Annotated in this window: 14 protein-coding genes and 1 tRNA gene; 11 read left to right on the forward strand and 4 right to left on the reverse strand. The window is 56.1% G+C overall.

The genetic code is table 11. The features are described from left to right. Positions 1 to 154: 154 nt before the first annotated feature. Positions 155 to 230 (forward strand) — tRNA-Phe (locus VGM18_03005). A gap of 236 nt (positions 231 to 466) precedes the next feature. Here VGM18_03005 and VGM18_03010 read toward each other — a convergent pair. After that, positions 467 to 1,393: an NAD(P)-dependent oxidoreductase gene (locus VGM18_03010; GenBank protein ID HEY3971943.1), complete on the reverse strand. Its 927-nt coding sequence runs from the start codon at positions 1,391 to 1,393 to the stop codon at positions 467 to 469. Between the two features lie 343 nt (positions 1,394 to 1,736). Here VGM18_03010 and VGM18_03015 point away from each other — a divergent pair, with 343 nt between their 5' ends. From VGM18_03015 to VGM18_03045, 7 genes are all read left to right on the forward strand, one after another. Further along, positions 1,737 to 4,724 (forward strand): sigma 54-interacting transcriptional regulator, encoded by a 2,988-nt coding sequence (locus tag VGM18_03015; protein HEY3971944.1) that lies wholly within the window; start codon positions 1,737 to 1,739, stop codon positions 4,722 to 4,724. 239 nt (positions 4,725 to 4,963) lie between these two features. Beyond that, on the forward strand, positions 4,964 to 5,221 hold the full coding sequence (locus VGM18_03020) for a hypothetical protein (protein ID HEY3971945.1): 258 nt from the start codon (positions 4,964 to 4,966) through the stop codon (positions 5,219 to 5,221). Further along, a complete protein-coding gene (locus VGM18_03025; protein ID HEY3971946.1) occupies positions 5,197 to 5,982 on the forward strand; it encodes a 3-oxoacyl-ACP reductase family protein in 786 nt (261 codons plus the stop codon). Before VGM18_03020 ends, VGM18_03025 begins: the two co-directional genes overlap by 25 nt. A gap of 65 nt (positions 5,983 to 6,047) precedes the next feature. Beyond that, a complete protein-coding gene (locus VGM18_03030) occupies positions 6,048 to 6,962 on the forward strand; it encodes an alpha/beta hydrolase (protein ID HEY3971947.1) in 915 nt (304 codons plus the stop codon). A gap of 72 nt (positions 6,963 to 7,034) precedes the next feature. Continuing rightward, complete coding sequence (locus VGM18_03035) at positions 7,035 to 7,805, forward strand: SDR family oxidoreductase (protein HEY3971948.1); 771 nt, start codon at positions 7,035 to 7,037, stop codon at positions 7,803 to 7,805. Between the two features lie 58 nt (positions 7,806 to 7,863). Then, on the forward strand, positions 7,864 to 8,877 hold the full coding sequence (locus VGM18_03040) for an alcohol dehydrogenase catalytic domain-containing protein (GenBank protein ID HEY3971949.1): 1,014 nt from the start codon (positions 7,864 to 7,866) through the stop codon (positions 8,875 to 8,877). Between the two features lie 82 nt (positions 8,878 to 8,959). Further along, on the forward strand, positions 8,960 to 9,382 hold the full coding sequence (locus VGM18_03045; GenBank protein HEY3971950.1) for an ester cyclase: 423 nt from the start codon (positions 8,960 to 8,962) through the stop codon (positions 9,380 to 9,382). 98 nt (positions 9,383 to 9,480) lie between these two features. On the opposite strand, the gene VGM18_03050 is transcribed toward VGM18_03045, so the two are convergent. Then, on the reverse strand, positions 9,481 to 9,990 hold the full coding sequence (locus VGM18_03050; protein ID HEY3971951.1) for a DoxX family protein: 510 nt from the start codon (positions 9,988 to 9,990) through the stop codon (positions 9,481 to 9,483). 81 nt (positions 9,991 to 10,071) lie between these two features. On the opposite strand from VGM18_03050, the gene VGM18_03055 reads away from it, so the two are divergent. Beyond that, complete coding sequence (locus VGM18_03055) at positions 10,072 to 10,752, forward strand: TetR/AcrR family transcriptional regulator (GenBank protein ID HEY3971952.1); 681 nt, start codon at positions 10,072 to 10,074, stop codon at positions 10,750 to 10,752. A gap of 179 nt (positions 10,753 to 10,931) precedes the next feature. Here the strand turns inward: VGM18_03055 and VGM18_03060 are convergent, their stop codons facing one another. Next, on the reverse strand, positions 10,932 to 11,144 hold the full coding sequence (locus VGM18_03060; protein ID HEY3971953.1) for a DUF6496 domain-containing protein: 213 nt from the start codon (positions 11,142 to 11,144) through the stop codon (positions 10,932 to 10,934). Positions 11,145 to 11,483: 339 nt separating this feature from the next. Here VGM18_03060 and VGM18_03065 point away from each other — a divergent pair, with 339 nt between their 5' ends. Further along, positions 11,484 to 12,191, forward strand: coding sequence for a lipid-binding SYLF domain-containing protein (locus tag VGM18_03065; protein ID HEY3971954.1), 708 nt, complete (start codon positions 11,484 to 11,486; stop codon positions 12,189 to 12,191). Then, on the forward strand, positions 12,191 to 12,652 hold the full coding sequence (locus tag VGM18_03070; GenBank protein HEY3971955.1) for a c-type cytochrome: 462 nt from the start codon (positions 12,191 to 12,193) through the stop codon (positions 12,650 to 12,652). The genes VGM18_03065 and VGM18_03070 overlap by 1 nt, the downstream gene beginning before the upstream one ends. Positions 12,653 to 12,721: 69 nt before the next feature. Here VGM18_03070 and VGM18_03075 read toward each other — a convergent pair whose 3' ends face one another. After that, a complete protein-coding gene (locus VGM18_03075) occupies positions 12,722 to 14,077 on the reverse strand; it encodes an NAD(P)/FAD-dependent oxidoreductase (protein HEY3971956.1) in 1,356 nt (451 codons plus the stop codon). Positions 14,078 to 14,134: the final 57 nt, after the last annotated feature.

Here is a 14,134-nt window from a genome sequence, read left to right on the forward strand (position 1 = left end):
TACGTTGAGGGAAAACGGTGCGGTTGTTATAATCGTTTTCGTTCCGCCCGCGTCCGGTCAGCGAGTCGCATTCATTCGGAAGCGGGTCCCGTCTCAGCGTGAAGCGTGAAACGACCTAATCCTCGCCGCCCGCGGAGGGCGGGTTTCGAAATGTGGCCAGGTAGCTCAGGTGGTAGAGCGCAGCCCTGAAAAGGCTGGCGTCGGGGGTTCAACTCCCTCCCTGGCCACCATCATTCTAAAGGACTTGGCGGTCGCGAGCCGAAATTTCGGATCCGCCATCGATCCAACTCCGACCTAGCCGCCATCCGATCAGCAATACATCGATCAGCAATAGATGTTCGGGAACCTAGTCCGAGTTCGAGCGCTTCGATGTCTGCGGGTAGATGCGCTTCGACACGACCGGGAATTGCTTCGATCGTGGCTGGCGTACCAGTGCTGACGATAGGTTCGAGCGGAATGATTCTCGCTAGCGTTTGATCCCGTCCGGTCTGGATAATGCAGCCTGACCAGGTGTGCCGCTCTGGCCTGAATCTTCCGCTGCAATTTGCGAAATCGCCGACCAGTCGAGGGAGTCGCCGCCCCGGGCGAGCAGGGCCAAAAAGCGGTCGCGAATGAGGCTGGCAAGCGGAAGTGGAACGCGAAGTTGCTCGCCAGCCGCGAGAGTGAGGCGAACATCTTTGAGCCCGAGCGGTGCGGCGAAGCCCGCCGGCTGAAATCGTTTGTCAGCGATAAGTCCGCCATACGTTTTATAAACCGGCGCGACGAAAAGAGTCGAAGTGAGAAAATCCAGATACTGATGCTGATCGATTCCAGCTTTGGCGACGAGCGCCATGGCTTCGCTGAGGGACTCAAGCACCGATGCGATGAGGAAATTCCCGCTGAGCTTAATCAGATTGGCGATCGAAGGCTGCTCTCCAAAGCGGAACGTGCGTTGACCGATGGCGTCGAATAGAGGGGTGCAACGCTCGACGGCATCGTTAAGACCGGCGACGACAACGAACAGCTTGCCAGCTTGGGCGGCGTCCGGACGTCCGAAGACAGGAGCGGAAATAAATTGCTGGTTCTGCTTTTCGTGAGCGGCTGTGAGTTTCTCGGAGAGAGCGACGCTGATTGTGCTGGAAGAAATATGGACCGATCGCGGGCGCAAATTCGCCAGGATTCCCGATTCGCCGAAGACTACGCTTTCAACGGCATGATCGTCGGCGAGCATGGTGAATACGATGTCTGCACGGGAGGTTTCGGCCGGGTTGCCGGCGGCGCGGGCGCCTTGCTCGAGAAGGAGCCTGGCTTTTTCGGGCGTGCGATTATATACGGTAAGGTCGTGTCCGGCCTTGAGCAGGTTCATCGCCATTGCCGAGCCCATGTTTCCAAGACCAATGAATCCGATTTTCATAAATTCGCTCCCGTTATTCAGCTTGCGATTGTGGATGCAGATGAAATGATGAGTGATTCGGAAAGTGTACCGAAAATCCGCGTTCACCACTTCTGGATGATTAGTGCTCCTCTCTCAGTTGCGACGTCGCTATTTGTCGCAGCGCGCCCTATGGACACCTACAAATTGGATTCTTTGGATCTGTTACTGTAGGCTCGGTAAAACCGGCTCATGACGAGACTTGCAAAAGTGGATCGCATGGGAACCCCGCGACAAACCTGCCGAATCCGTTCTGTTGCGCAGCCTCGGCGCGAACAAAACTGTAGCAATTCGGGGTACTAATACATCAAAGTATTCGCTCACTATGACGGCTCGTGAATCGCAGAACGAAGTGGACGAAGCGGCACAATCCGGGGCAGACGCCGCTGCGGAACTCGATGCAAGTACGCTCCCGGAAAATGAGGTCCTTGATGCGCCCGAGCCGTACCGGAGCCGGGAGGAGCTGGAGAGGACTCTGAAAGAAGCGCAAAGCTCGGAGGCTTTGCTTCGCAAAATTATTGACACCATTCCGACGCAAGCCTACTGCAATTTGCCGGACGGCACGAACGAGTTCTCGAATAAACGATGGGAGGACTACACCGGTCTCTCCTCCGAGGAGTCCCGCGGTTACGGGTGGCAAGCTGCCTTTCATCCTGAAGACTTACCCCGAGCGATGGATAAATGGCTGGAATTGCTGGCCGCAGGTGAACCGGGTGAAGTTCAGGCGCGTCTTCGCCGTCATGATGGACGGTTTCGCTGGTTTCTGTTTCGTACGGAGCCGTTACGCGATGCGAAAGGCAAGATCGTCAGGTGGTACGCAACAGCTACTGACATCGAAGATCTCAGGCAAACTGAAGAGAAGCTGCGGGAAAGTGAACGCGAGCTTCGGCGCACCATTGACGCGATCCCGCACGAAATCGTCGTGCAGGATCCCAGTGGTGTTCCGCTATGGGCGAACCAAGCGACGCTCGACTATACGGGCCTACCTGCCGACGATATCGTCAGGCCAGGATTTCGTGAACGAATCTTTCATCCGGACGATATTGAGAGATTGCGAGAAGAACGTCGGGCTGCCCTTGCGCGCGGGGCTCCTTTTGAAATCGAGCAGCGGGCACTCGGCAGCGATGGCAGGTATCGGTGGTTCCTGATTCGTTACAACCCACTGCTAGACAGCGGGGGGAACGTCGTTCGCTGGTATGCAACGGGCACAGACATTGACGATCGCAAGCGGACCGAAACCTTGCATGCCGCCGAAAAGCGGACGCTGGAGATGATCGCCGATGGCGCAAGCCTTAAAGAGGTTTTGGACCAATTGTGCAGTTCTATCGACGCACAGGTTGCTCCCTCTGTAACGACAGTTCTGCTGATGGACGCCGATGGTAAGCATCTTTTTCAGGGCGGTGGTCCTCGGGTTCCACGCGAGTGGATTGCAGCGATCATGCCGGTGCCCGTTGCTTTCGAGGCAGGTTTATGTGGAACGGCCGCGTTCTTAAAGAAGCGCGTAGTCGTCCCCGACGTCGGCACAGAGCCAAACTGGCCGAATCAATATCGCGATCTGGCCATCCGCAATGGGATTCTGGCCGCATGGTCGGAGCCGATCCTTACCAAGGATAAGGAAGTGCTGGGGGCTTTTGCGCTTTACTCGCACGAGTCGCGAGTTCCCACTGAGAAAGATCTAGCACTCATCGAAGGGGCAGGTCACGTCGCGCGAATTGCAATTGAACGGCAACGATCCCAGGAAGCCCTTAGAAATGCGCTCGACCGCTTACGACTGCTTTTCGATGTGCAGCAGGCGCTGGTTGCGAACCTGGATCTTGCCAGCCTGTTTGGGTCATTGGCGGAGCGGTTGCGGGATGTAACCGGCTGCGACCTGATTGGCCTCTCGCTGCCCGACCGAACAAGTGGGCAACTCCGGCAACGATTGGTCAACTATCGCGAAGGTAGAGGTTCGATTACGGAAGGCCTCATTGTGCCACTGTACGGGACTGCCTCGGGAAAAGCATTTCGAACGCGAGAGCTTGTGTATATGGATGGCTCTCAAGGTGAGAGCCCGGATCCGGAAATCTACAATACGGCGGAAGGCAAGCGTTTCTACGATCTGCTGCTAAAAGAAGGGGTCCCGAGCGGCTATTTCTTGCCATTAATCAACAAGGGTGAAGCGATCGCGGTCTTGCAACTGACAAAATACGCCGGCGGCAAATTCAGGACGCAGCAAGCCGATTTCCTGAAGGCATTGGCTAGCCAGTTGGCGATCGCTGTGGCTAACGCCTTAGAGCACGGTGCGGTCTCGGCTGCGCGCGACCAGTTGGTCCGGGAGCAAGTCTATCTAAGAGAAGAGATTGAGCGCTCTTCGATGTTTGAGGAGATTGTGGGATCGTCCGACACATTGCGAAAGGTGTTAATGGAAGTGTCGAAAGTGGCTCCTGCCGACTCCACGGTTCTGATCCAGGGAGAGACTGGAACTGGCAAAGAGTTGATTGCCCGCGCTATTCACAATCGATCCAAACGGTCAAGTCGTGCCTTTATTCGGGTTAACTGTGCCGCGATTCCGCCGTCGCTGATCGCCTCCGAACTCTTTGGACATGAAAAAGGCGCTTTCACAGGAGCGACACAGCGGCGGGTGGGTCGCTTTGAATCGGCCGACGGGGGAACCATCTTTCTGGATGAGATTGGAGAATTACCTCACGAGGCTCAGGTCGCGTTGCTGCGAGTTCTCCAGGAGCGGGAATTTGAACGGGTCGGCGGAAATCAATCGATCTCCGTCGACGTGCGAGTACTTGCAGCGACAAATCGGGATCTGAGCGCGGCGGTGTCGGAAGGAGCATTCCGGGAAGACCTCTTTTATCGTCTCAACGTTTTCCCGATTCAGTTGCCACCGCTGCGCGATCGAGCCGGTGACATTCCTTTGCTGGTGGAATATCTGGTAGAGCGGTACGCGCAGAAAGCCGGCAAAAGGGTCCGTTACATCAGTAAAGAAACTCTGGATCTGTTCCAGAACTATGAATGGCCCGGCAACGTCCGCGAATTGCAGAATGTAGTGGAACGAGCTGTGATCCTCAGCGAGGGCGACATTTTTTCCGTGGACGCTCCCTGGCTTGCGCCGGCGCCTTCTAAATCTAAGGGATCGAACGTTCCCTTACATGCCGATCTTGCAAAGCGGGAAAAAGCGGTTATAGAAGATGCCCTGCGCGAGGCCAAAGGACTGATTGGGGGACCTAAGGGTGCTGCCGCAAAACTGGGTGTCCCCCGACAAACGCTGGAGTCCAAGATCAGGAAATTAGGAATCGATCGATATCATTTCAAGGTCTCATAGTCCTTCTTCTGCTCCTTCCAATTTCCGTGGTCAATGACACGGGCCCTATTTTTCCGGCGTGAATAACACCGCCAAGCGATCGGCACGAGCCGATCACCTGCTCGCCTCAAGGCCGAATCTTCGGCGAACGCCGAAACTTCAGCTCGATCCAAACGAAGTAAACATCCGCGATTCAAACAGATGCTGAATGGCGCTGGAATTGCGATCTGGTCACACGCGAGTCGTCAGAAACGTTAAGTATGACCTTGAAGATTGAGAAGCATTCGGACGGATGCCGCACTACGATTCGACTCATAGGTCGAATGAAAGCGGAACATTTGGCGGAGTTGGAGGCGCAGATCAGCGAAAGCGGTTCTTACGTGTTGCTGGACTTAAGGGAACTGAACCTGGTTGACGTGCAGGTCGTCCGGTTCCTTGGAACTTGCGAAGGGCAAGGCATCACGCTCGCGAACTGCTCGGTATACATAAGAGATTGGATCGCGAAAGAAAAAAATTAAGAAAGTGGAGAAAAACAATGTCAACGAAACTCGAAGGAAAGGTCGCACTCGTTACCGGCGGCTCGCGGGGCATCGGCGCCGCAATTGCTAAGCGCCTGGCCGCCGACGGAGCGGACATTGCGATTACATACACGCAAGGCAAGGACACGGCAGCGTCTGTGGTCAAAGAGATTGAACGTGCAGGGCGAAAGGCGATCGCGATCCAGGCTGACGCTACCAACGCGGATGCCGTCAAAGCGGCGGTCGAAAAGACGGTCGCGACCTTTGGTCGACTCGATGTGCTCATCAATAACGCAGGCACGGCCATTCCAAAGCCTTTCGAGGAGACCACGCTCGAAGAACTGGACCGCGTGATTGACATCAATATCCGGGGGACGTTTATCACCACGCAGGCAGCTCTGAAGCACCTCAAGAACGACGGCCGGATCATCACGATGGGGTCGTGCGTTGGCGAGCGTGTCATGACGCCGGGCTTAGTGCCGTACTCGGCGACCAAGGGGGCCATCAAGGTGTTTGCTCAAGCATTGTCGAGAGAAGTGGGAAGCCGGGGCATCACCGTGAATAACATCCAGCCTGGTCCAATTGACACAGATCTTAATCCTGCTGCCGGTGACTGGGCAGTGCCACAGAAGGCCAACACAGCATTGAACCGCTATGGACATGTCGAAAATGTCGCCGAACTAGTGGCTTTTGTTGCCAGCCCGGAAGCGGCGTACATCACGGGCGCGAGTTTGACGGTCGACGGCGGCACCAACGCCTGACAAAACGGTTGAGACTTTTGATCGAACAAGAATGAGAATTGCCCACGGGCAAGGAGAACCACGTCATGAACGCTATCGCGACTGCCGAATACACGGCCATTACTGTTCCTACCAAATTTGTTGAGGCGAACGGTATCCGTTTTGCGTACCGTCGCTGGGGTAAGAAGGGAAAGCTACCGCTCGTATTCAACCAGCACTACACGGGCAACCTCGACAACTGGGATCCAGCAGTTCTCGACGGTCTGGCTAAAGAGCGCGAGATCATCATCTTCAACAACGCGGGCGTTGCCAGTTCCACGGGTGAAGTCGCGAATACGTTTGCAGGCATGGCGAAGAATGCGGAGGCGTTCATCGACGCACTGGGTCTCAAGCAGGTGGATCTTCTCGGCTTCTCCATCGGGGGCATGGTGGCGCAGCAGATTGTGGTGGACCGTCCTGAACTGGTACGAAAATTGATCCTGGTGGGAACGGAGCCGCGAAACCAGGATGCCGGCAATGGGCAAGGCCACATCACTCCGGAGACCGCGTCGATCTTTGGCGCTAGTTACAATCCGCCCGAGAATCTTTGGCTGAAAGTATTCTTCACCGATTCGGAGAAGAGCCAGGCGGCAGGCCGCGAATTCCTCAAGCGTTATCTTTCGCGCACTGAAGACCCCGATGCCACCGTCAGCGAAAAGGCGGCTGGCGCACAAATTGCGGCGGTCAGTCAGTGGGGCGCGCACCCGGGAGAGCGCTTCGCCTATCTCAAGAACATTCAACAGCCCACGCTCGTCGTGAGCGGAACCCACGACGTAATTGTTTATACGGTAAACTCGCTTCATCTCGTTCAGAACATGCCAAACGCGAAGCTGATTTTGTATCCGGACTCCAACCACGGATCCTGGTACCAGAATTACGAGGACTTCGTCTTCGAAGCGAATCGTTTTCTAAACGCGAGCGATGGAATTGTTTCGAACTCTGGAACTGCCGCAGCGGATTAAGGCCGGGCAATAGATTCGGAACAACGAAGGACAAGAAACTTTCTCTTCAAGTAACCTAAAGGAACAAAAGCAATGGCTTCTTCTCTTGAAGGCAAGACTGCTCTTGTAACGGGTGCATCGCGTGGGATTGGGCGAGCGACCGCATTGGCTCTTGCCGAAGCTGGCGCCCGCGTTCTGGTTCACTACGGAAAATCCGCGTCGGATGCGGAATCTGTCATCACCGACATTCGGTCGAAACGAGGGCGGGCGGATCTCGTTCAAGCGGACTTGGGAACTCCGGAAGGCCCAGTCCTGCTGGCGAAGGCGGTGCGCTCTCTTATTGGAGAGCGATTGGATGTGCTGGTGTTGAATGCTGGAATTACAAAAGCAGCGACAATCAAGGACTATACCGTAGAAGACTTTGACAATCTCTTCGCCACGAACGTGCGAGGTCCGTTCTTTCTCGTCCAACAGCTACTGCCCCTTCTCGGCGACGGCTCGAACATCGTTCTGACTTCATCGCTGGGAGCCCATTTCGTTGTCGGAACAACCGATTTAGAGAAACCTTCGATTCTCGCCTACGCCGCCACGAAGGGAGCGATCGAGACGCTCGTCAAGAATTGGGCAGCCATTCTCGGTCCGCGCGGCATTCGCGTCAATGCGGTCGCGCCGGGGGTGATCGACACGGACATGTCGAACTTCACGAAAACGGAGGCGGGCCGCAACACCGCGCTTGGAATGCAGGCACTCAAGCGAATCGGGAAGGCGGAAGATGTCGCCGATGTCATCGCTTTCCTGGCCTCAGACGGAGCGCGCTGGATTACGGGAGCAAGCATTCCGGTTGATGGCGGATCGAAGCTCTAGGGAGCAAAAATAATGCTCGCGCGAGTTGGCGAATTATCGAGCACGAAAGGTATAGCAAATGCCAAAAATGAAAGCGGTGCAAGTCCCCAAGCCGGGCGCTGAATTCGAAGTCGTTGAACGCGAAATCCCTGAGCCCTCCGCCGGACACGTGAGGATTCGCGTTCAAGCCTGCGGAGTCTGCCACAGCGATGTGGTCACAAAAGATGGCCTGTTTCCGGGCATTTCGTATCCACGCGTTCCCGGGCATGAGGTGGCGGGCGTGATCGACAAAATTGGAGCCGGAGTCAACGGCTGGGCACCGGGCGATCGTGTCGGCGTGGGGTGGCACGGGGGCCAGGATGGCACATGTCTCGCATGCAGGCGGGGCGACTTTGTGAACTGCGCGAATGGCAAGGTTTGCGGGCTCACCTATGACGGCGGCTATCAGGAATTTATGGTCGCGCCCATCGAAGCTTTGGCACGCATCCCCGACGCTTTGGATGCTGCCGACGCCGCACCGCTGATGTGCGCGGGAATTACTACTTTCAATGCCCTGCGTCACAGCGGGGCACTGCCCAGCGATTTGGTCGCGATTCAGGGCATCGGCGGGCTGGGCCATTTGGGGATTCAGTTCGCGAACAAGTTCGGGTATCGCGTTGCCGCGATCGGTCGAGGGCCTGAAAATGGCGTGCTGGCCAAAAAGCTTGGTGCGGATATCTACATTGACAGCGCCTCCACTGACGCCGCAGGGGAACTGCAAAAATTGGGCGGCGCGAAAGTCATCCTCGCCACCGCGCCGAGCGGAAAAGCGATGTCTTCAGTGATCGGCGGCTTAGGCATCAACGGCAGGTTGATGGTCGTGGGCGCGCCCGCGGATCCGATCGAAGTCGCCGCGCCTCAGTTGCTTTTCGGCAAGAAGCGCATTTACGGCTGGTCGGCGGGAATTCCTACCGACTCCGAAGACACGCTTGGTTTCGCCGAAATGCGAGGCGTGCGGCCCATGATTGAGAAGTACCCGTTGGCTAAGGCCTCGGAAGGCTACGCGCGAATGATGAGCGGCAAGGCTGAATTCCGCGTTGTGCTGACCATGTGAGGTCAGAGGTATTGGTAAACGAAGTTCGCGCCAAGGCTTCGCCAGTCGAAGCTCTTTCGCAGATTGGAGTTAAAGGTCAAAGATGAGTAGCACCGCGGAATTAAAGAATAAGGCGCTTGTCCTCGAGGCCTTCGACACTTTGTTCAACAAGCGTGACTACGGAGCGGCCGAGCGCTTTTGGTCACGTCGCTACATTCAACATAGCGCCCATATTGAGCCCGGGCGTGAAGGGTTGTTCAATCTCATCAAAAGCATTCCGCCCACATTGAAATATGAGCCAGGAACAATCGTCGCGGAGGGGGATTATGTGATCGTGCACGGCCGGTTCTCAGGGTTTGGGCAGGCGGTCAACTGGATCGCCGCCGATATTCTCCGAATCGAAAATGGCATCCTCGTCGAGCATTGGGATGTGATTCAAGACGAAGCCACGAAGGAGCAATCAAAGAGCGGGAATCCTATGTTTGGGGGTACTTTTCCGACCAACGGGATCGAGGAGAAGCGCTGATCGCATCTGCCCATGCGCCGATTCGGAATCTCGGGAACATCGTCCCTCGTCGAGGAGGCGTGACGCTCTTTATGATTTTCCGGCATGATTTTTCCGATTTATTTAGTAACGGTTGGCTGAACGGGCGCTTTGCGCCATTCAAGCAAGCCCGTACCGCCGCCCACCATGCCAGCCAGCAAAGCGGCTATGCCCCAGAACGGACCACTGCGCTGAAGCCCGGCAAACGCATCGATCGAGAGCGATCCTGGTCCAGTGAATGCGACCGTCAGCGCGGCGACTGCGAGCACGAACGGGTACTCATAGCCGCCATTTTGAATGAAAAACCCCTTGCCGCCGTGTGCGGTTACTGCGGCGACCAGCATTACGCTGACCACGGCAGCCGCCGCCGCAGGTGTTGCGAGTCCAACTGCGAGCAGTGCACCGCCGACGATTTCGCTCAACGCCGCCATGAGAGCATGTCGCCGGCCGGGAGGAAAACCGAGAACGGCAAAGAACTGTCCCGTCGTCGTTAGCCCAGGTCCCCCGAACCATCCAAATAGTTTTTGTGTGCCGTGTGCCGCCAGAGTGAATCCCAGAGTCAATCGCAGAAGCAGAAGCCCGATATCCATAAGTCGTCTCCGATAAGCGTCATTTGTCGATTAGACGACATATGTTGTTATAAGATTCAGCATTCTGATAAGCTTTTGTGAATGGCCGTACCCGTGTCAGACTGCGACCTGCGAGATCCACGCCAGAAGCGGACGCGAAGACTCCTTCAGGACGCTCTGCGGAAGCTCTTGCAGGAAAAGGCTTTTGAAGAAATCCTGGTGCAGGGTATTGCGGACGCGGCGACCGTCAACCGAGCTACCTTTTACGACCATTACAACGACAAGTTCAGGTTGTTCGAGGCAATGGTGGCGGGCGACTTTCACGAGCTATTGAAAGAGCGCAACATCCGCTTCGACGGTACCTGCGCGTCCGCAATTGAAGCCATCGTTCTTGCCGTCTGTGATTATCTGAGAGAGATTCACAGGAACGAAAAGCAGTGTGCCAGCAAGGGATCTTTTGGTCCGTTGCTGGACTCGGCGGTCACCAGAGCGATTCGAATCGTTGTGCTTGATGGACTCGCCAAACGTGGCACAAGGACGAGGGTGTCGCACGACGTGCTGGCTTCCACCGCCAGTTCAGCGATTTACGGCGCCACTCGCGAATGGTTCTACAGCAAGAAACCGCGCAGATGCGACGAGATCGCTTCCTTCGTTGCCACGGCCGTGGTTCCTATACTCGCCGCCGGCGTTGGCGGAGGCTACGGTATACGCTCCCAACCCGGAGCCCATAAAGGCGAGAAAACCGAGGCATCTCGAAACCGTCATCGCCGGGCAAAAAATTGAAAATTGCTGACCGTTCGCTCGGGTGTCATGCCTTGGCTTTTCCATTCACATTGCGCGATTTTCGATTTGCAGTCCAACATTGTGAAGTAGTTAGGCATGTGGCCGCCCTCCGAAACGAGTCAGGACCGTAAACTTCGCGTAGGCTCCCGTCGTCTGCTCGAGCTTGAATGGCGGCTAGCTTAGGCGGCTTTTTTCCTGGGAACCTTAGCGCCCTTCTTGCGTGCCTCCGAAAGACCAATGGCAATCGCTTGTTTGCGGCTTTTTACTTTACCGCCCTTGCCCCCTCTGCCGGATTTGAGACTGCCATGTTTCTTCCGGCGCATGGCGCTTTCCACCGACTTTCCTGCTGCTTTGCCGTACCTGCGGCGGCTCCCCTTTTTTTTCGCTGGCATGTCATTTCCTCCCGATTGTGGCTCCCAAAATATTCAACTCTCTCGCGATTCGCGGAACACTGTTCAGTGTCGGATGACACGCCAAAGGAGAAGGTTGCAGCATCCGGGGCAGAGAGCGTGACATGACAACGATCCCAGGGTCGCAGCAGAAAGTTTCTCGCGTTGTCCTCTCGGGCGGCTTAGCAGTGTGGCGGGACCCCCTAAGGTTAGAACAGTCCGTAGGCAACCTGAATGATTGATTGTTCATAGTTACAGTCGAAACCCGATAGACCCGTCGGTCCAGGACAATTAGTTTGGCAGATGTGGTTTTAGGTTCGCACAGGGAGGAGTCTGGCTCAAGTGAGAAAAACCAATCGACGGTTTCGCCGACATACTCTGATGGTGTCGGGTGCGATTTTGCTGTTAGCCGGCATGTGCTGGCCTGCGGAGGAACAGAATCTCTCCGACATTGCCAAACGAATTGACGCGTCCGCCAAGGTGCTCGATGAAGTGATGGCCGATCCTTCCAAGGGCGTGCCCGATCAACTTATCAAACGAGCGCAATGCGTCGCGGTTTTTCCGTCTATGGTGGAAGTGGCTGCGCTCGTCGGAGGTAAACACGGCAAGGGATTCATTTCCTGCCGCACGAGCAGCGGGTGGAGCGCGCCCGCTCCACTCACGGTCACGGGCGGCAATTGGGGGGCGCAATTCGGCGGGGAACAAGTTGACCTCGTGGTTCTCGTAATGAATGACAAGGGCAGGCAGCAACTGGAATCAGGAAAGTTCGACATGGGAGTGGAAACTTCTGCCGTTGCCGGGCCGGTTGGAACTCATCATTGGACGATGAATGCCGAGGTTGTGACCTATGCTCGATCACGCGGGCTTTTCGCAGGCACGAATCTCGACGGCTCTTCGATTGCACAGGATGCAGATGAGACTCGCAGTCTGTATGGGAAATCGGTTTCCTTGGCTGACATTTTGAGCGGCAAGACGAAAGATCCCAGTATCGGGCAGGCTTTTGTATCAAAAGTAGCCGCCTATGCCGGCAACAGTCGAGCGCAAGACTGATGTGTTTGCGGGCAATCAGTTTCGATGGCGCATTGGTGGCGATCATTTGCGTGCTGTGCCTTCCTGGCTTTGCGCAAAGCGAACATGCCGATGCAAAAAAATCCGCCGCACGCAGCAGTCAGCCCATGGTCGACCGTGGCCGATACATCGCAGAGGATCTGGCGGTCTGCGGTCAATGCCACACGCCACGCGATGACCAAGGCAACCTCGACCGCAGCAAGTGGTTGGAAGGTGCACCACTGTGGCTCAATCCGGCCCGCCCGACCCAAGGATGGCCGCTTCAGGCTCCACGAATTGCGGGCGATCCACCCGGAACAGACGCAGAGATGATCAAGCTACTGACAACGGGTATCTGGCGCGATGGCAAGCCGTTGCGAGCGCCTATGCCCCAGTTCCACATGTCAGTGAGCGATGCCCAAGCAGTCCTGGCCTATCTGAAGTCGCTCACCCCGCAACACTGACCGGGATTACGAGGCTCTCTGTGCATCTACCCATTGCAGCATTGTGCTGCTTTTTGTTCGATGGGATCTTTACCCCAAGCGCCGCGCTTCGACGATTTCCCGCGCCGCCCGATATCCGCTGGCAATGGCCCCATGAACCGTCCCGTTGTTTCCGGAGGTATCGCTTGCTTCACCGGCAAAGAACAGCGTGTTTTCTACTGGAGTTGCAAGCCGCGCGTGTGCTCCGTCCGCTCCAACCCTGGCATAGCTATAGGCCCCTCTGGAAAACGGGTCGGTTTGCCAGTCATGAACATAAGCAGCCTCAAGTCTGCTTTCCGCGTCCCGCACTCCGAGCAGTCGGCATAGCGTCTGGAGAGCTTGCTGAACTACAACCACCTTATCCTTACCGGCTAGCCTTTCACCCGAGCGAAACGGAGACCATCCGGTAATGAATGGTTGTTTCTTTGGCATGGTCGTCCACCAGGTCGGGAATGAATCATCGTCGGAGAACAGAAAACTCATCTCAGATAAGGTGGCTGCTTTGCCGCCCTCCACCGAAATGGTGCTCCAAAATCGATCCCGAAATCGAAGCACAACGCGCATCACCGTACCCATCTCCAATTTATCGAGCGCCGCGATCTTTTCTCGCGGTAGCGGAGGAACAAAGTCGACGGCTCCGGTTTCTTCCGTAGCCTTCAATAGCGAGAGAGGAAGCGTAATCAGAACCTGTGGCGTTTGGAATGTTGTAGCGCCTTGTTCGCCGTAAGCCTTGACCTGCGCGGCGCCAGGCTGCCAAACAATGCTGCGTACGATGGTGCCGGGTTGAATCGAAATCCTGGAGCGCGCCAGCTTTCGGCCAAAGACATCGACCAAATCTGCGTATCCATTGCTGGAGCGAAACGCGCGATGTCCCTGAATCTTCTCCTCTGAGCGCATGCCTGCAACCAGCCAGTGCACGCTCACCAGGGCGGGGTCGGCAGCGTTAAAGCCGCTGACGTAGCCGATCGCCCGCCGTTTGGCTTCGTCAAGCCCGGCATCATGAGATGGATTCGGAAACCTACGTTCCAGAAAATTGAGGAACGACTCGTCTGGCAGGGAATCATCCATGGCCTCAAGAATGGAATCGACTTGCGAGAAGAATTGGCACGGCGATAGCCGCCGATCGGACACGCACCAGCTTTGACCTTCGACTTCCTCGATCTTGGACTTGTCGAGCAGGTTCCATATTTCAGAAGGCAAACCGTGGATGAATTCAGCTCCTAACTCGATCGGAGCATCGCAAACTGCGTCCCTCTGTGTGAAGACGCGCCCACCAATGCGATCACGTGCTTCAAGCATAACGCATGGTAAGCCGGCCTCTTCCAACTTGACGGCCGCAGCCAGGCCTGCAACGCCTGCGCCAATGATCACGATGGGTTGGTCTTGATCGACTGTGTCGGCTGTCATGGAGCTCTCATTTTATGCATAAGCATCGAATCGCCCGGTAGGCCTTTCGATCACGCA

The organism is Candidatus Sulfotelmatobacter sp., assembly GCA_036500765.1.
In the GTDB taxonomy this organism is placed as follows: Bacteria; Acidobacteriota; Terriglobia; order Terriglobales; family Acidobacteriaceae; genus Sulfotelmatobacter.